Annotated in this window: 14 protein-coding genes; 13 read left to right on the top strand and 1 reads right to left on the bottom strand. The window is 67.2% G+C overall.

From position 1 onward, the window contains the following. Nucleotides 1–343: 343 nt before the first annotated feature. Complete coding sequence (locus tag ACTWPT_RS49040; protein WP_443184432.1) at nt 344–3124, top strand: GH32 C-terminal domain-containing protein; 2781 nt, start codon at nt 344–346, stop codon at nt 3122–3124. A gap of 91 nt (nt 3125–3215) precedes the next feature. On the opposite strand, the gene ACTWPT_RS49035 is transcribed toward ACTWPT_RS49040, so the two are convergent. Continuing rightward, a complete protein-coding gene (locus ACTWPT_RS49035) occupies nt 3216–4124 on the bottom strand; it encodes a carbohydrate kinase family protein (RefSeq protein WP_443184431.1) in 909 nt (302 codons plus the stop codon). A gap of 206 nt (nt 4125–4330) precedes the next feature. Here ACTWPT_RS49035 and ACTWPT_RS49030 point away from each other — a divergent pair, with 206 nt between their 5' ends. From ACTWPT_RS49030 to ACTWPT_RS48975, 12 genes are all read left to right on the top strand, one after another. Next, on the top strand, nt 4331–5635 hold the full coding sequence (locus ACTWPT_RS49030; RefSeq protein ID WP_443184430.1) for an extracellular solute-binding protein: 1305 nt from the start codon (nt 4331–4333) through the stop codon (nt 5633–5635). Then, nucleotides 5625–6623 (top strand): carbohydrate ABC transporter permease, encoded by a 999-nt coding sequence (locus ACTWPT_RS49025; RefSeq protein WP_443184429.1) that lies wholly within the window; start codon nt 5625–5627, stop codon nt 6621–6623. The genes ACTWPT_RS49030 and ACTWPT_RS49025 overlap by 11 nt, the downstream gene beginning before the upstream one ends. Beyond that, nucleotides 6620–7447, top strand: a complete 828-nt coding sequence (locus ACTWPT_RS49020) for a carbohydrate ABC transporter permease (protein ID WP_443184428.1) — start codon at nt 6620–6622, stop codon at nt 7445–7447. The genes ACTWPT_RS49025 and ACTWPT_RS49020 overlap by 4 nt, the downstream gene beginning before the upstream one ends. A gap of 25 nt (nt 7448–7472) precedes the next feature. Next, a complete protein-coding gene (locus ACTWPT_RS49015; protein WP_443184427.1) occupies nt 7473–8594 on the top strand; it encodes a glycoside hydrolase family 172 protein in 1122 nt (373 codons plus the stop codon). A gap of 60 nt (nt 8595–8654) precedes the next feature. Continuing rightward, a complete protein-coding gene (locus ACTWPT_RS49010) occupies nt 8655–9692 on the top strand; it encodes a LacI family DNA-binding transcriptional regulator (protein WP_443184426.1) in 1038 nt (345 codons plus the stop codon). Between the two features lie 34 nt (nt 9693–9726). Further along, nucleotides 9727–10686 carry a hypothetical protein gene (locus tag ACTWPT_RS49005; RefSeq protein WP_443184425.1) on the top strand — a complete coding sequence of 320 codons (960 nt, stop codon included), beginning with the start codon at nt 9727–9729 and terminating at the stop codon, nt 10684–10686. 208 nt (nt 10687–10894) lie between these two features. Then, nucleotides 10895–12223, top strand: a complete 1329-nt coding sequence (locus ACTWPT_RS49000; protein ID WP_443184424.1) for a NosD domain-containing protein — start codon at nt 10895–10897, stop codon at nt 12221–12223. A gap of 168 nt (nt 12224–12391) precedes the next feature. Beyond that, complete coding sequence (locus ACTWPT_RS48995; RefSeq protein WP_443184423.1) at nt 12392–13414, top strand: LacI family DNA-binding transcriptional regulator; 1023 nt, start codon at nt 12392–12394, stop codon at nt 13412–13414. 93 nt (nt 13415–13507) lie between these two features. After that, nucleotides 13508–14788 carry a sugar ABC transporter substrate-binding protein gene (locus tag ACTWPT_RS48990; protein WP_443184422.1) on the top strand — a complete coding sequence of 427 codons (1281 nt, stop codon included), beginning with the start codon at nt 13508–13510 and terminating at the stop codon, nt 14786–14788. 159 nt (nt 14789–14947) lie between these two features. Then, complete coding sequence (locus ACTWPT_RS48985; protein WP_443184421.1) at nt 14948–15916, top strand: carbohydrate ABC transporter permease; 969 nt, start codon at nt 14948–14950, stop codon at nt 15914–15916. A 2-nt stretch (nt 15917–15918) separates the two neighbouring features. Further along, the gene (locus ACTWPT_RS48980) at nt 15919–16767 is read left to right on the top strand and encodes a carbohydrate ABC transporter permease (protein WP_443184420.1); all 849 of its coding nucleotides are present in this window, start codon (nt 15919–15921) and stop codon (nt 16765–16767) included. 372 nt (nt 16768–17139) lie between these two features. Continuing rightward, complete coding sequence (locus ACTWPT_RS48975; protein ID WP_443184419.1) at nt 17140–17748, top strand: hypothetical protein; 609 nt, start codon at nt 17140–17142, stop codon at nt 17746–17748. The last annotated feature ends 99 nt before the right edge of the window (nt 17749–17847 follow it).

Raw genomic sequence — 17847 nt, 5'->3', positions numbered from 1 at the left:
GCCCTCGTGAGCGAAGTGCGCGACCCCATACCGGTCACCTGCGCGCCCGGTGCAGGGCTGATCTTCACCACTATCACAGGAGACGTTTATCGCTGAACGCATGTAAGGGCATTCTGGGGCCCGGCAAGGGTGTCGGCCATTAGACGATGGCCCATGCCCTTTTTCGTTTGCCGACGCTTTTGCGCAAAGGCATGCAACCAATCGGTCTACGGTCTATTTTTCGAAATCAAGCGTTAACGCGTACGACACATCGGGGCCCCGCGACGTCTCCCCGGAAGCGAGAAGAACGGTGAAAGCACAAAGCACAAAATCCAGGGCGACAGCCGTCCTCACGGGACTAGTCATGATCCTTGCGCTGTTGGTCGCCACCCCCGTCTCGGCATGGGCCGCGGCCGAGCCGGCGAATCCGGACTTCGAGACCGGAGACCTGTCCGGCTGGACGGCCACCGGCAACGCCTTCACGGTGACCGCCGACACCTCCTGGGGCTGGGCCTGCTGCTTCGGCCAGCAGGGAGCCTCCCATGTATGGGGGTTCAAGGCGAATGGCGACGCGGCCACTGGCACCCTGACCTCCTCGACGTTCACGTTATCGGGCACCGGACAGATCGACTTCCTCGTCGGCGGCGGCAACAACGCGAACGATCTGTACGTGGCGCTCGTCCGGGCGTCCGACGGCGCGGTCCTGCGCAAGGAGACCGGCAACGACAGCGAGGTCTACCGGCGGGTGACCTGGGACGCCTCGGCCTACCTCGGCCAGGACCTCAAGATCCGCGTCGTCGACCAGGCCACCGGCGGCTGGGGCCACATCAACCTCGACGACATCCGGCTGGACGGCGCTCCGGGCGACGGCCTCGTCACGCACTGGCCGTTCACCGAAACCGCCGGTACCACGGTGCGGGAGGCCATAAGCGGCCGCGCCGACCCGGTCAACTATGTGTTCACCAACGCCAAGTACAAGCCGTCCAGCGACCCGCTGTGGTACCAGCAGGACCCTGCCGGTAAGGCACTGTCCAACGCCCTGCTGTTCGACGGCTACTCCACCTGGGTCACCCGGCCGGGATTCGCCCCGCCCACCGACGCGCTGACGGTCGAAGCGTGGGTCGCGCCCCGCGCGTTCGAGTGGGGCGACGAGGGCAAGCTCGAAGGTATCGTCAATCAGCACAACCAGGGCGCGGGCCGGGGCTTCATCCTCGGCGTCGGACGCCACGGCAAATGGTCGTTCCAGGCGTCGGTGAACGGCTCCTGGCAGTCGGTGTGGGCCGGCGCCGACGCCTCTCTCCCCGCCCGCCGCTGGTCCCACATCGCGGCGACCTTCGACGCCTCCGACCACTCAATGAAGCTCTACCTCAACGGCCGCCAGGTCGGCAGCAGCACCGCACCGGCCGGGGTGATCACCCCCGACGGCGGCGACCTGGTCATCGGCAGGAACAACCACCCGGTCATGATCAACGGGACGTTCCCCGTCAACACCTTCGCCGGCCTCATCGACGAGGTGAAGATCTACGACAAGGCGCTCACCGCCACCGACGTCACCGCCTCCTACGAAGCCGTCCGCACCTCCTATCCGGGTGGCGCCGTCCCGACCCCCGATCTGTCGATGAACCGAGCGCGCTACACCGGAGACAAGTACCGGCCGCAGTATCACTTCATGCCGCCCGAGCACTGGATGAACGAGCCCCACGCGCCGATCTTCTACAACGGCCAGTACCACCTGTTCTACCAGCAGAACCAGCACGGTCCCTATTGGCACAACATCGGCTGGGGCCACACGGTCAGCGCCGACATGGTGACCTGGCGGGATCTGCCGCCCGCACTCGTCCCCACCGCCGGATCGGTCGCACCCGACGGGGTCTGGAGCGGAAGCGCCACCAAGGACGCCGACGGCAACCCGCTGCTGTTCATCACCGCCGGAGACGACAGTGTCTTCCCCAACCAGCGGACCGGCGTGGCTCGCTGCGCCAGCCTCCCCTGTCAGCAGGATCTGGTCGACTGGAAGATGGATCCCGCACCGGTCACGGTCCAGTCCCCGGCCCTCGATGTCGGGGAGGGACGGAAGGTCAAGTACGGCGAATTCCGGGACCCGTTCGTCTGGCGCGAGGGCAACACCTGGTTCCAACTCGTCACATCGGGCGTCCAGACCACCGGCGGCGGCGACGTCGGCGGCACCGCCCTGCTCTACAGCTCCACCGACCAGAAGAACTGGACCTACGAGGGCCCGCTCATGGTCGGCGACATCCACACGTACCCCAAGACCGGCCAGGTCTGGGAACTGCCGGTCTTCCTGCCCCTCGGCGACAGCGGGAAGCACGTGTTCATGATCAACCCGATGTGGTCGGGCGGCAGTCCTCACAACGTCAAATACGTCTGGTACTGGATCGGAAACTGGAACGCCGCGACGCGTAAGTTCGTCCCCGACTCCACCGTCCCGAAGCTGTTCGACTACGGCGAGCACTTCACCGGTCCCAGCGGGTTCGTCGACGACCAGGGACGGTCGGTCATCTTCAGCATCGCCCAGGACAAGCGCACCGAGCAGGCCCACCACGACTCCGGATGGGCTCACAACGCCGGACTGCCCCTCCAGGTCAGCCTCCGGCCCGACGGTGACCTGGGCGTCAAGCCGCTGCCCGAGATGGCCTCTCTCCACACCACCGCCGCCCCGCTGGTCACCCTCACCAATCAGAACGACCTCAGCGCGGCCAACCAGCAACTGTCGGGCGTCCGCGGCGACACGCTCCACATCCAGCTGGAGATGTCGGCCTCCGCCGCGAGCCGCTACGGAATCAAGGTCAGGCGCAGCCCCGCAGGAGAGGAGGAGACACTCCTGTCCTACAACAAGAACGACAAGACCTTCTGCGTCGACCGGACCCGCTCGGGCGCCATCTCCAGCCTGTTCGCCGACCTGGGCGTGCAGTGCGGTCCTGTCACTCTCGCGGACGACGTCCTCACCCTGGACCTGTTCCTCGACAAATCCATGGTCGAGGCCTACGTCGGGGGCCACAAGTCCATCACCACCCGTGTGTATCCCGCCCGTGACGACTCGCTCGGCCTGGCCCTGTTCGCCGACGGCGCCGCCACGGTCAAGTCGCTCAAGGTCTGGGCGATGAAGTCAGCCTTCACCGACTGAATGATTGGGTCCAAGTCGTAGCTGCGGAGATAGGGCGAGGGTGTCCATGCTCGGGTTGTGACGACCGAGTAGGACACCCTCGCCACCGCAGTCAAACCGGGGTCGCCGACGCTGAGGAAAGCAGCCCGTCGATCTCCTGCGGGCTGGGTGGCACCGCGCCCTCCCGGGTGCACACCACGGCCGCCGCCGCGCATCCGTAGCGCAACGCGTCGCGGACCCGCTCCGCAGTGAGCTCGCCGTCGCCGAGAACCGTGAGATAGGAGGCGGTGAAAGTGTCGCCCGCGCCGACGGTGTCGACGAGTTCCACGACGGGCGCGGGGCAGGTGATCATGGAGCCGCCCAGGATCGCCGACGCGCCGTCGCCGCCCCGGGTCACCACGACCAGGCGCTCTCCCGGCCAGGCCGCCCAGCGTTTCGCCGCATCCAGGTCCGGCTCGCCGGGATACAACCAGGCCAGGTCCTCCGCGCTGACCTTGACCAGCCGTGAGAGCCGTACACAGTCCTCGACCAGCGTGAGCGCAGATGCCCGGTCACCGATGAGCGAGGGGCGGATATTGGGGTCGTAGGAGACGATGATCCCCGCGTCGGCCGCGGCCCGCATCACGTCCCGGACATGTGCGGCGCCGGGCCCGACGAGCGTGGCCAGCGATCCGGTGTGCAGGCAGGTGACGCCGTCGAGCGAGACCAGGCCGGAGAAGCGCCAGTCGAACCGGAAGTCGTAGGACGCCGACCCGTCGTCGCCGATCCTGGCGAAGGCCAGGCTGGTTGCGGCGCCGGGGACGAGCTCGCCGTGCCCGACCCCGTGCCTGCCGAGATGGCCCCGCAGCAGGTCGCCGAAGAAGTCGTCGCCGATCTCGCTGGCGAGTCTGACCGATTGCCCGAGCGTGGCCAGGGCGACCGCGACGTTGAGCGGGCTGCCTCCCGCGACAGCGCTGAACCGCGATGCGTCGGGCGAGCCGATGAGGTCGACGATGCTCTCGCCGATCACCAGGAACGTCATGTGCCCTCCCATCATGTCGGCGACATGGTGACACGTGATGAATCGATTCTGCAAGCACGGGGGCGCGTTCCAGGGGCATTACGACGAAGTTTCCGGCACCCTCTTGACCTCCCTCGATATGGAGGCTTACGTTTGCGCAAACGTTTTTGCTCAGCAGCGGTTCGGGGGTGCACCGCATGAGCCCCAGGCTGATGGGAGAGGGCACCATGCCTCACAACTCAGGGCTGTCCCGGCGCGACCTGTTGAAGTGGACGGGCGTGTCGGGCCTGGCGGTACTGGCGACCGCGTGCGGCGCCGGCGGGACGACGAGCGGATCGGGCACGGGCGGCGCCAAGGCGCTCAGCGTCCTGGTCGAGGCGGGCGGCAAGGCGGAGCTGACGAAGATCGCCGAGGCGTTCACGAAGAAGACCGGCGCGAAGGTGACGTTCATCGAGCTGCCGTACGACGGCCTGTTCAACCGGCTGTCCGGCGAGCTCTCCGCCGGCACCGTCAGCTTCGACGTGGCCGCGCTCGACGCGATCTGGCTGACCGCGTTCGCCGGGGCCGTACGCCCCCTGACCGAGCTGTTCACCGCCGACGTCAAGGCCGATCTGTTCCCGGCCCTGGTGACCGAGGCGCAGGTCGGCGGCGCGTTCGTCGGCATGCCGGTGTGGACGAACGCCGAGATCCTCTTCTACCGCAAGGACCTGTTCGAGGATTCCGATGAGCAGGCCGCCTTCAAGAAGAAGTACGGCTACGAGCTGACCCCACCCACGACGTGGGAGCAGTTCAACGATGCGGCGGCGTTCTTCACCCGCGACGGCAAGCTGTACGGCACCGACGTCAAAGGCGCGGTCGAAACCGAATTTCTCGCACACGTGCTGCAGGCCGGGTCACCGGGCGTGGTCCTGGACGCCTCCGGCCAGGTCATCATCGACAACGAGCAGCACCTGAAGGCGCTGACGTTCTACAGCGACCTGAACAACAAGCTCAAGGTGAGCCCGCCCGGCGCCGCGCAGCTCGACTGGGCGGGCGCGCAGAACCTGTTCAACCAGGGCAAGACGGCGATGATGCGGTTCTGGGCGCACGCGTTCCCGCTCATCCCGAAGGACTCCCCGGTGTACGGCAAGGTCGGCGTCGCCCCCATGATCGGCGGCTCGGCCGGCGTGGCGGGCATCCCCGGCCCCTGGTACCTGTCGGTGCCCAAGGCCACCAAGCAGGCCGACCTGGCCACCGAGTTCGTCAAGTTCGCCTACGACAACAACGCGATGGCGATCGAATCCTCGCTCGGGCTGGCCGCGCGGAAGTCGGCGTTCGAGCAGTACGCCGACAAGCCCGGCTACGAGCACTTCAAGCCGCTGCTGGAGACCCTCAACGCGACGGCGACCAAGCCACGCCCGGCGACGGCCAAGTGGCAGCAGATCGTGGACACCGTGCTGATCCCGACGCTGCAGCAGTCGCTCAACCCGAATGCCGACTACGTGGCCCTGCTAGCCACCGCCAAGGACAAGGTGCAGAGCCTTGCGCAGTAGTCCGCACCCGACCGTGGGCCGGGCCGATCCCCGGCCCCCTGGCGGCGACGTCCGGGCCGGTGATGATCGCCTCCGGCACCGGCGGCGCCGGCCGGGCCGCGGGCTCACCGACGGCCGGTTCGCGCTGGCGCTGATGGCCCCGGCGGCGGTCTTCCTGGCGGTGTTCGTCGGCTGGCCGCTGGTCAAGCTGGTCGTGGACAGCCTGTACGACATCGCCCCGCTGGCCGGGATGCGCGAGTTCACCGGCCTGGGCAACTACGGCGAGGCGCTGACCTCGCCCGAGTTCCTCGGCGCCGCCGGCCGTACGGCCCTGTACACGATGCTCGTGGTCACGCTGGAGTTCACCCTCGGGCTGGCGGCGGCCCTGCTGTTCAACGCGCTGGGCAGGCGGGCGAGGTGGATCCGGACGTTGTTCCTGTACCCGCTGATGATCGCGCCGGTCGTCGCGGGCCTGCTGTGGCGGTTCCTGCTCATCGACAACTTCGGCATCGTCAACGAGTTGCTCACGCGCCTCGGGATCATCGGCGGGCCCGACGCGATCGGCTGGCTGAGCGACCCGGACATCGTGCTGTTCTCGGTGGCGCTGCCGGACATCTGGCTGACCACGTCGTTCATGGCCCTGGTGCTGTTCGCCGGGCTGCAGAACATCCCGGGCGACGTGCTGGAGGCCGCCCGCCTCGACGGCAGCGGGCCCTGGCACACCCTCACCCGGGTGACGCTGCCGCTGCTGCGGCCGGTCATCGCCGTCGCGCTCGTCGTACGCGGCATCGACGCGGCGCGGGCCTTCGACGTGATCCTCATCCAGACCAACGGCGGCCCGCAGTCGGCCTCCGAGACGCTCAGCCTGCTCATCTACCGGACGATGGTGCGGTTCGGCGAGCCCGGGCTCGCCAGCGCCATGGGCACCCTCTACCTGATCGCGATGCTGGGCGTGGCACTGATCGCGGTCGCCACCATCTGGCGGCCGGGGAAGGGGGCGCAGCGATGACTCAGCGCACGAGCACCCGCACGCTGCTGTGGGCGCTGCTGGCCAGCATCGTGGTGCTGTACGCGTTCCCGTTCGCGTACCTCATCCTGACCTCGCTCAAGCTGCCCACCGACGCCATCGCCGTGCCGCCGACGGTGCTGCCCAAGGCCTGGAGCCTGGAGAACTACGGCACCGCCCTGGCCACGCCCGGCGTGATCCCTTCGTTCATCAACAGCACCTCCACCGCCGTGATCAGCACAGTGCTGTCGGTCCTGCTCGCGGTCCCGGCCGCGTACGGGATCACCCGCTACGGGACCGTGAGCGGGCGGGTCTTCATCATGCTCGCCCTGGTCACCCGGATGGTGCCGCCGGTCGCCGTCGGGGTCCCGCTGGTCAACCTGATGAGCACGGCGGGCATCACCGACACGCCGACCGCGCTCGCGCTGGCCCACACGACGATCTCGCTTCCGCTGTCGATCTGGCTGATGGCCAGCTTCTTCGAGGCCGTACCGCCCAGTCTGGAGGAGGCGGCCGTGGTCGACGGCTGCACCCGGCTGCAGGCGCTGGTGCGGATCGTGGTGCCGGTCGTCGGCGGCGGCATCGCGGTGACGGCGATCTTCGCGTTCCTCGCGTCGTGGAACGAGTTCCTGTTCGCGCTGCTGCTCACGGCGGTGCGGGCACAGACGACGCCGATCGTCATCGCCAACTTCCAGACCCAGTACGGCCTTCAATGGGGGCCCATGACCGCACTGGCCACCCTCTACTCGGTCCCCGTCGTCCTGTTCACCCTGCTGCTCCAGCGGCGGATCGTCGCGGGCATGACCCTCGGCGCCGTCAAGGGCTGACCCACCCTACGAAAGGTATCTAGAAATGCAGTTCTGGCAGCCGACCAGCCCGCTGGGCGGACTTCCGCGCGTCAAGTCCGGGCGATCGCTGCGATCGTCGAGCTGGGACCGTACCGGCGGCAACCGCGACTTCGCCGTCGTCGCCCCCGGCGAGACCCACGTGCTGGCCGATATCGACGGCAGCGGGATCATCGAGCACATCTGGCTGACCACCCGGTGCTACTCGGAGAAGTACCTGCGCAAGCTCGTCATAGAGATGTACTGGGACGGTGAGGACAACCCAAGTGTCCGCAGCCCGCTCGGCGACTTCTTCGGCGTGGGTCACGCCACCTGCACGCACTACGTGTCGCTGCCGCTGAGCATGGTCTTCGGCCCGCGCCGCGGCCCCAAGGGCCCGTTCGCGGCCGCGATGAACTGCTACTTCCCGATGCCGTTCGGCTCGCACGCCAAGATCGTGCTGCGCAACGAGAGCGACATGCCGGTGGAGAACTTCTTCTACTACGTCGACTACGAGCTCACCAAGGAGGAGATCCCCGACGACATGGGCCGCTTCCACGCCTACTACCGGCAGGAGAAGCCCTGTCAGAAGGTCGTGCACCCCGCCGGCGCGGAGAACCCTCCGCCGTGGGAGCTGCCGGGCGTCAACCTCACCGGGGACGACAACTACGTCATCCTGGACGCCACCGGCACCGGGCACTACGTCGGCTGCGTGCTGAGCATCGACAACTTCGACGCCTCCAACCAGCAGTTCACCTGGCCGGGCGAGGGCGACGACATGATCTTCATCGACGGCGAGCAGTGGCCGCCGTCCCTGCACGGCACCGGCACCGAGGACTACTTCAACGCGGCGTGGGGATTCCCCAGCGGGGCGTACGCCGGGCCCTACCATGGGATCTCGCTGGCCAGCAGCCCGCAGGAGCACTTCGGCCTGTGGAGTATGTATCGCTTCCACATCGAGGACCCGGTTCGCTTTGCCGAGTCCATCCGCGTCACCATTGAACATGGTCACGCCAACGACCAGGGCAACGACTTCTCCAGCGTCGCGTACTGGTACCAGCTTCACCCGCATGCTCCCCACGCCGACCTCCCCCCGGTCGAGGAGCGGCTGCCGCGCCGCTGGCCCGAGCACGGACTCTGGGACGAGTGATGCGGCCGATCGTGCCATCAAGGGATCCCCCAAAGGACAGCGAAGGATAGGAGTGACGCGGTGACCAGGCGGCCGAGGCCGAGCATCCGTGACGTCGCGCGCGAGGCCGGCGTGTCCATCACGACCGTCTCCCGCGCGCTCAACGACGTCGAGGGCGCCCGGCTGCCCGACGACACCCGTCGCCGGGTACGGGAGACGGCCGAGCGGCTGGGGTACGCCCCGAACAAAATGGCCCGCGGCCTGCGCACCCAGCGCAGCCATATGCTCGGGCTGATCAGCGATCACATAGCGACCACCCCGCACGCCGGCCGGCTCATCCTCGGCGCCCAGGAGGCGGCGATGACCCGGGGGTGGGCGTTGACGCTCATCAACACCGGAGGCGACCCGGCGGTCGAGGCACGCGGCATCGAGGCGCTGCATCAGCAGCAGGTCGACGGGGTGCTGTACGCCACGATGTACCACCGGATCATCGAGGTCCCGTCCGCGCTGCGCGGTCTCCCGCTGGTCCTCGCCGACGCCAGGACCGGAGGCGACGGGCCACCCGCCGTGGTCCCGGACGAGATCCGGGGAGGGTACGACGCCACCCGGGAACTGGTCGAGCACGGCCACCGGCGCGTGGGACTCGCCCTCAACTGCGACGACGTTCCCGCCACCCACGGCCGCCTGCACGGCTATCGCCAGGCGCTGGAGGAGGCGGGCATCGCCTACGACCCGGAACTCGTCGTGCAGGAGGAGTCCGAGTCCACCGGCGGGTACCTGGCCTGCCGCCGGCTGCTGGAGCTCACGCCCCGGCCCACCGCGATCTTCTGTTACAACGACCGCATGGCCATGGGGGCCTACCGCGCGGCCGCCGAACTCGGTCTGCGCATCCCCGCGGACGTGTCCGTCGTCGGCTTCGACAACCAGGAGTACATCGCCGACGGCCTGTACCCCGGCCTCACCACGCTGCAACTGCCCCACTACGAAATGGGTGCCTGGGCCGTCAATCGCCTCATGGAGCTGATCGACGACCCGGCCCGGAACGCGGGCGACGTCCCCGTGAGGACACTGCCCTGCCCCCTCATTCGCCGGTCCTCGGTCGCGGCACCGTCCGCCTGAGGCCTACCGGCGTCATCACCGGAAGGGTCTTTTCGTGCTGCGTCTCGACGACCACTGGGTCTGGGACTTCTGGCTCGCCGACGACGGCGAGACCTACCATCTGTACTTCCTCAAGGCGCCCAAGGCAATCGGCGACCCCGACCAGCGCCACTGGAACGTCTCGATCGGCCACGCCGTATCCGCCGACCTCACCGACTGGACCGTACTGCCGGACGCCCTGGCCCCCAGCACCCAACCTGCCTTCGACGACTACACCACCTGGACCGGCTCGATCGTCCGGGCCGACAACGGCACCTGGCACATGTTCTACACCGGCACCAGCCACGCCGAACGCGGCCTCAAACAACGCATCGGCCTGGCCACCTCGGACGACCTGCACACCTGGCACAAGCACGGCACGGCAGCGATCCTGGAAAGCGATCCGCGCTGGTACGAGCAGCTCCGGACCGCTCAGTGGCCCGACGAGGCATGGCGCGACCCCTGGGTCTTCCGCGACCCCGGCGGGGACGGCTGGCACATGCTCATCACCGCCCGCTCCCGGGTCGGCGACCCCGACCAGCGCGGCGTGATCGGCCACGCCCGCTCCCACGACCTACTCACCTGGGAGGCACAACCCCCGCTCAGCGCACCCGGCACCGGCTTCGGCCACCTGGAGGTCCCCCAGGTGGAGATTGTCGACGGCAGCCACGTGCTGCTGTTCTCGTGTCTGCGCACAGAGCTGTCGCAGGAACGGCGCTTGACCGGGGAACGCGGCGGCGTCTGGGTTCTCGAACCCGGCGACCTGCTCGGACCGTACGACCCGAGTAAGGCACGGCGCCTCACCGAGGAGTCCCTCTACAGCGGCCGCATCATCCGGGATCGCGGGGGCGCCTGGGTCCTGCTCGCCTTCCGCCACACCGACGACGACGGCTTCACCGGGGAGATCACCGACCCGATCCCCGTGCGCCTCGACCCGGCTCACGGCCTGCAGAGCACCCAGCCACTCCCGATGTGACACTCGCCCACTCAAAAGACCATCGGACGGCCTTCGACACAGCCGGCTGACTCGTCATCGGTGCCAGCGCAACAGCGGCACCGCCGACAGGCATGCCCACAGGTACCGCCGTGCTCCCGGGCTGGAGCACGGCACGCACCTCAGCCCAGCGAACTCCACCTGTCCCTCAACCCAGATATCGCACCCCCCAACCCTCAGGAGGAACCGCATGACCGAGAAAGACTCCGGCATCGCCCGCCGCATGCTGCTCAGAGTGCCGGCAGTCGGCGCTGCGGCGGCCGGCTTAGCCGTGCTGTCGGGCCAGCGCGCCGCATCCGCCAAGGCTGCCAAGCCGCCCACGGTGTACGACGTCACGACCTGGACCCACTCCACCAATCCGGCCATCACCTGCTACACCGACATCGGCGCGCTGATCAACGACATCATCGCCGACATCAAGAAGCTCCAGCCCAACCAGTCATCGAAGCCCGGCGCGGTGATCTACATCCCTCCCGGCGACTACCCCCTCAAGACGAGGGTCACGGTCGACGTCAGCTACCTCACCATCAGGGGCGACGGTCACGGCTTCGCCTCCTCCAGCATCCGCTACAACGCCGGGGACACCTCGGCCTGGCACGAGATCTGGCCGGGCGGCAGCCGGATCCGGGTCGAGAACACCGACGGCCACAGCGAGGGCTTCCTCGTCTCCCGCAGCGGGGAGCCGCGGCTGAGCTCGGTCGTCTTCGACAACTTCTGCCTTGACGGGCTCTCCTTCACGCCGAACCAGAATTCCTATGCCAATGGCAAGGTCGGCATCCGGGTCGACACGGCCAACGACGCCTTCCGCATCGAACGAATGGGGTTCGTCTACCTCGAGCGCGGGCTGGTCATACGCGACGCGGACGCGCTGAGCGTGCACGGCAACTTCATCGCCGAATGCGGCAGCTGCGTGGAACTGATCGGCTCCGGGCAGGCGTCGAAGGTCACCGACAACCACATCGGCGCAGGCTACATCGGTTACTCGATCTTCGCCGAACAGCACCAGGGGCTGCTGATCGCCGGGAACAACATCTTCCCGCGCGGCAAGAGCTTGATCCACCTCCGCAACACCAACCGGTCGTCGATCACCGGGAACCGGCTGCATGGCTTCTATCCCGGAATGCTCGATTCGGACGGGGCCAACAAGGAGAACCTCATCAGCGGCAACCACTTCCGGAGGGAGCCCGAACCCTGGGGACCGATGCAGCCGTACAACAACGGCAAGGACGACCTGTACGGGGTGATCCACCTGCGCGGTGACGGCAACATGGTCACCGGCAATCTCTTCGCCTATGACGTCCCTCCCGCCAAAATCACCCCCTCCGGCGCCAAACCCACGATCATCTTGGTCGCCTCAGGGCACAACAACCACCTGTCCAACAACGGCCTGGTCAGCAACGTCGCTGCGAACGCGGTGGTGCTCGATGGAAGCACACTCGGCACGAAGGTGATCGACAGCGCCACCTCCTCGCAGTTCGTCGCCTACACCTCGGACTACACCTTCCGCGCCACCCCCTGAGCCGAAGGAAGCAGGGGTGGCGCTCCCGCCGGATGCGCCAGGGACGGCCCCGAGACCCCGGGCCGGTTCCACGGCGTGTAACGCGTCGGAAACGAACCCTTGCCAAATATCCGCATCAAGGACAAGGATGAAGAATCGATCTGCTGAATCGTTTCTTCAAGGAGAATCATGGGCAAACCGCGGATCAAGGACGTCGCAGCCCGAGCGGGCGTAGGCGTCTCCACGGTGTCCGTGGTCCTGAACAACGTCGAGGGCGCGCGCGTCGGCCCCGAGACCCGGGAGCGGATCCTGTCCGCCGCCCGCGACCTCGGCTACACCTCCAACCCGATCGCCCGCAGCCTTCGCACACGTAGGACTCAAACGATCGGCTTCGTCGGCGATGACATAGCGACCACCCCGTTCGCCGGGCGGATGATCCAGGGAGCTCAGGACGCGGCCTGGCAGGCCGGCTACCTGTTGTTCCTGGTGAACACCGGGGGAGAGCACGCGCTCGAGCGCCACGCCGTTCGGGCGCTGCTCGACCGGAGGGTCGACGGTGTCATCTACGCCACCATGTACCACCGGCACGTCGAGATCCCCGAGCTGCTGGGCGACGTGAGCACCGTCGTACTCGATGCCTGCCCCACCGACGGCTCCATGCCGTACATCGTGCCGGACGAACGCGGAGGCGCGGCTGCGGCGGTGGGCGAACTCCTCCGCGCGGGTCACCGGCGGATCGGGTTCGCCACCGAGGCGCTGGAGGTTCCGGCGGCGTCCGGGCGCCTGGCCGGCTACCACGAAACGTTGGCCGCGGCGGGGATCCCCGCCGACCCAGAGCTTGTAGCAGCCGAGCACGGCACCACAACGGGAGGCTACCGAGCGGCGGGCCGCCTTCTCGATCTCGACGAACGGCCGACCGCGATCTTCTGTTACAACGACCGGATGGCGATGGGGTGCTACCGTGCCGCGGCCGAACGCGGCCTGCGCATCCCCCACGACCTGTCCGTCGTTGGGTACGACGATCAGGACCTGATCGCACCCGAGCTGTCCCCGGCACTGACGACCGTCGCCCTCCCCCACTACGAGATGGGATTGTGGGCGTTCCACCGGCTGCTGGGACTCATCCAGGACGACCCTGAGCAAAGGGACCAGGGATATCTCATGCCGTGCCCGCTGGTCAGGCGGGACTCGGTCGGGCCGCCGCCGCGGTGAGACGCGACGGCGACCCAGTTCACAACCCGCGGCCGGGACACGGCCGCAAGCCTCACCCCGGCCGGCCAGCCGGGGCATAAAGAAGGAGAAGCGGTGAGACGCCCTCTCTTTAACAGCATCCTAGCCGTTGCGGCCTCGGCGACGCTGATCGCCGGGTGTGGATCGTCCGGCCAAGGAAGCCCGTCAGGCCCGAAGGCCATCAAGCTGTGGACGCACGCGGCCGGCAACCCCGAGGAGTTGGCAACGGTCCTGCAGATCATCAAGGACTTCAATGCCTCACAGAAGGAGTATCAGATCGTCCACGAGGCGTTCCCCCAGGGCGCCTACAACGACGCCGTCACGGGAGCCGCCACAGCGGGCAAGCTGCCCTGCCTGCTCGACGCGGACGGACCCGTCGTGCCCAACTGGGCCTGGGCCAAGTATCTGACGCCGCTGAACCTTCCGCAGTCCACCACGGACAAATTCCTGCCCAGTACGGTCGGGAAGTACCGGGACACGATCTACGCGATCGGTCACTTCGATGCCGCCGTCGGCGTTTACGGCCGCAAGTCCGTCTTGAAGAAGTACGGCATTCGCATCCCCACCACCGACATGCCTTGGACCCTGCAGGAGTTCGACGCGGCGCTGGTCAAGCTCAAGAACGAGGGGAAGTTCGACTACGCCCTTGATCTGGGTACCGGCGGCGGCGGCGAGTGGTGGCCGTACGCCTTCTCACCCCTGCTGCAGAGCTTCGGCGGGGATCTCATCGAACGGTCCTCGATGACCACGGCCGAGGGCGCGCTCAACGGCCCCGCAGCCGTCAAGTGGGGGGAATGGTGGCAGAGCCTGTTCCAGCGCAAGCTCGCCAACCCGCGCGAGGCCACCGACCGCGTCGCGTTCTTGAACGGCAAGGCCGCGCTGGCCTGGAACGGCAACTGGGGGGCCCCGGACGCCATCAAGAAGTACGGCGACGACTTGCTGTTCCTTCCCCCGCCCGACCTCGGCGCCGGGCCGAAGATCGGTGGTGCGTCCTGGCAGTGGGCCATCACCTCCTCTTGCAAGGAGCAGGACGGGGCCCGCAAGTACCTGGAATTCTCCCTGAACCCCAAGTACATCGCGCAGTTCTCCAACAAGATCGGCTTGATCCCGGCTACGGAGGAGGCCGCCGCCCTGACCGACAAGTACAAGCAGGGTGGCCAGTTGAGAATGTTCGCTGACTACTCGCGCAAATTCGCCACGGTTCGCCCACCCACGCCCGCCTATCCCGTGATCTCCAGCGTCTTCGAGAAGGCCACGCAGGACATCATGAACGGCTCCGCGGTCAAGGCCCGCCTGGACGCGGCGGTCGACGAGATCGATGCCAACGTCGCTTCGAACGGCAACTACGGGTTCTGACGATCCAGCCGGGGGCCCTATGGGCCCCCGGCGATGAAGGAGTCGACATTGGTCGTGAAAACCCGTACTCGCCGGGCAACCGTTCCGGAGCTTCACGAGCGGCGGGGCCATCGTAGGGTCCTGAGGCGGGGACGACGGGACTCTCTCACCGCGCTGGCCATGACCGCTCCAGCCGTGGTGCTCCTGACGTTGTTCATCGCCGTGCCCGTCGTGCTGGCCTTCGTCCTCGGATTCACCAACTCGCGGCTGGTCTCTCCGGAGCCCGCCCGCTTCGTCGGCACCGAGAACTTCAGCCGACTGCTGGACCTCGACGTGCTCGAACTGCCGGAGGGCGCCCAGGTGCGGGACTACACCCGCAGGGGATCCGGGCATCCGGAGTACGAGGGCAAGTCGGTCCTGTTCGCCGTGGACGACGACACCGTGGTGCTCGCGGGAGATCCCACTTTCTGGAAGTCGCTGCGTAACACGTTCATCTTCGCCCTGGTCATCGTGCCCGTACAGGGAGGACTCGGACTGCTGCTCGCGTTACTGGTGAACCAGAAGCTGCGCGGGATCCAGATCTTCCGGACCGTGTACTTCATGCCGGTGGTCACCTCGATGGTGGTCGTCTCGATCCTGTGGCGCTTCATGTACGAGGAGCATGGGCTGATCAACTCGATGCTCGGCACGTTGACCTTCGGCGCGTGGGACGCCGTCGCCTGGCTCGGGAATCCCGGCACGGCGCTGCCGGCCATCATGATCATGTCGGTGTGGCAGGGAGTCGGCTTCCACATGGTGATCTGGCTGGCCGGGTTGCAGACGATTCCGCCTTCCCTGTATGAGGCGGCCCTCATGGACGGCGCCACGGCCAGGCAGCGCTTCCGCCACGTCACCTGGCCTGGACTGCGACCCACGCTCGTGTTCGTCCTGGTCACCATCACGCTGGCGGCGCTCGGGCTGTTCGTGCAGATCGATGTGATGACCCAGGGCGGGCCACTGGACGCCACCACCACCGTGGTCTACCACGCCGTGCGCAAGGGCTTCCGCGAGCAACAGATCGGGTACGGCGCGGCCATCAGCCTGGTGTTCTTCGCGCTCGTCCTGGCGGTCTCCCTGATCCAGCGGCGTCTCACCAGAGAGAGGGCCTGACCATGCGCCGATGGCTGACGTACCTGCCGTTGACACTGCTGGCGGTGGTCTTCGCCTTCCCCGTCGTGTTCATGCTGGTCTCCTCGCTCAAGCCGGACGAACAGATCTTCGCCGACCTCGGCTCGGCCAAGGCGTTCCTCCCGGTCGGGCAGGTCTCCCTCGACAACTACACGGCGGTCTTCGAGACCGTGCCCGCCGGTCGATTCCTGCTCAACTCCATCATCGTGACCGCGGCGATCGTGCTACTCGGCCTGCTGGTCAACAGCATGGCGGCGTTCGCTCTGGCACGGATCAGGTGGCGTTTCGCACCAATCCTGCTCACCTTGGTCATCGCCACGCTGGTCCTGCCGTTCGAGACGATCGCCGTGCCGCTGGTCTATTGGGTGTCCAAGCTGCCGTGGATCACCTCCGAAGGGTTCGAGCTCGGCTGGCTCAACACCTACCGGGTGCAGATCCTGCCCTTCGTGGCCAACGGCTTCTCGATCTTCCTGTTCCACCAGCATTTCAAAACCATCCCCACCGAGCTGGACGAGGCGGCCCGCATCGACGGCTGCGGCTGGCTGAGCATCTACCGGCGCGTCGTCGTGCCGCTGTCCGGTCCCGCCTTCGCGACCGTCGGGTTGCTCACCGCGATGCCGGCGTGGAACTCCTACCTGTGGCCTCTGATGACCGTTCAGGACGAGGATCTACGGCCAGTGCTGATCGGCGTCCAGTACTTCTTCCAGCTCGACATCGCCTGGGGACAGATCATGGCGTACTCGTCCTTGATCACCATCCCTGTTCTGATCCTGTTCTTCGTGTTTCAGCGGGCCTTCATCGCCAGCATCGCTGACACCGGTCTGAAGGGGTGACCTGCGCTAACTGCATGTGGCAGGTGCAAGGTTCGAACTTGCGTAGGCTGAGCCGACGGTTTTACAGCGGACCGATGTTCTCGCCTGCGTCATGCCTCTGACTTGGCCATACGGCTATCGTCTCAGGATCCACCTGGAGATCCATCCCGCGTATATCCCGTGGACCTGCATCTGGGGCGATCCGTAGTGTGGACACACTGCCGCGGGCAAAGGCGATGCTGGGAAAGCCGCTTCAATCTTCGAGATCGTGGCCCATGAAGGAGCCTGTCTCCCGAGGCCTGAGCCGGTTTAGGTCCGTTAGCTCCGCAGCGGCTCGCGCGACAATCTCGCCCGAAGGCCGAACCATCCTACGAGCAGCGGCGTCATAACATCATGCTCAAGACGATCACCATCGTGGCCTCACTACTGGCGCTCACCGCCACAGCCACCCCCGTTCTGGCCGCAAGCGGCGAGATCCCCCGAGGCTTCCTGCTCTACGAGCACAAGACCATCGGTGAACAGGACCCTGAGGACTACTGGTGGGTCGACGTCGAGCGCGCGCAGTGGTTCGCCGTCAGCCCGTGCAGGGGCAGTCGTGTGGACGGCGTGCGCGGCGACCCGAAAGTAGGCAGGACGGGCCGGGCGGCCGCTAGGACGGTCGAGCGTAGCTGGCAGGAGACCACGGGGCTGAAGGAGCAGGTCATTCTCTACTCCACGCCCGCCATGGCCAAGCGCGCCCTGCGGGAGTTCAAGGCAGCGTGGAAGCGCTGCGGCCACCGCAGGGGGTTCACCCGGACGCTGACCACAGTGAGCGTGGGTGAGGAGGGCTGGCGGACCTTCACCACGAGGGACGGCGGGTACGAGGACGACGACGCGATCATCGCGCGCACCGCGAACGCGGTGTACGTCTACCTCCGCCCGCCGACCAGGACGAGCGTCAAGCCACTCCTCAGGGACGCCAGAGCCATGGCGGCCAAGATCTGTGACATCGCAGACTGCTGAGTCCTTGAGCGGAGACCTTGGGTGAGCCGTTAGCAGGCCGACGGCAGAAGGCAGCTCAGGGCCTTGACCTGGTTTGCCCGCAGGTCTCCACGGTATGAG

The organism is Nonomuraea sp. 3N208 (assembly GCF_052245935.1).
GTDB lineage: Bacteria > Actinomycetota > Actinomycetes > Streptosporangiales > Streptosporangiaceae > Nonomuraea.
This window is presented reverse-complemented; position numbering and strand designations above follow the sequence as displayed.

Excerpts from the sequence above, each read along its gene's own strand:
- ACTWPT_RS48975 (WP_443184419.1), top strand. The coding sequence starts at position 17,140 with ATGCTCAAGACGATCACCATCGTGGCCTCACTACTGGCGCTCACCGCC.
- ACTWPT_RS49030 (WP_443184430.1), top strand. The coding sequence starts at position 4,331 with ATGCCTCACAACTCAGGGCTGTCCCGGCGCGACCTGTTGAAGTGGACG.
- ACTWPT_RS49015 (WP_443184427.1), top strand. The coding sequence starts at position 7,473 with ATGCAGTTCTGGCAGCCGACCAGCCCGCTGGGCGGACTTCCGCGCGTC.
- ACTWPT_RS49020 (WP_443184428.1), top strand. The coding sequence starts at position 6,620 with ATGACTCAGCGCACGAGCACCCGCACGCTGCTGTGGGCGCTGCTGGCC.
- ACTWPT_RS48985 (WP_443184421.1), top strand. The coding sequence starts at position 14,948 with ATGACCGCTCCAGCCGTGGTGCTCCTGACGTTGTTCATCGCCGTGCCC.
- ACTWPT_RS49040 (WP_443184432.1), top strand. The coding sequence starts at position 344 with ATGATCCTTGCGCTGTTGGTCGCCACCCCCGTCTCGGCATGGGCCGCG.
- ACTWPT_RS49035 (WP_443184431.1), bottom strand. The coding sequence starts at position 4,124 with ATGACGTTCCTGGTGATCGGCGAGAGCATCGTCGACCTCATCGGCTCG.
- ACTWPT_RS48995 (WP_443184423.1), top strand. The coding sequence starts at position 12,392 with ATGGGCAAACCGCGGATCAAGGACGTCGCAGCCCGAGCGGGCGTAGGC.
- ACTWPT_RS49000 (WP_443184424.1), top strand. The coding sequence starts at position 10,895 with ATGACCGAGAAAGACTCCGGCATCGCCCGCCGCATGCTGCTCAGAGTG.
- ACTWPT_RS48980 (WP_443184420.1), top strand. The coding sequence starts at position 15,919 with ATGCGCCGATGGCTGACGTACCTGCCGTTGACACTGCTGGCGGTGGTC.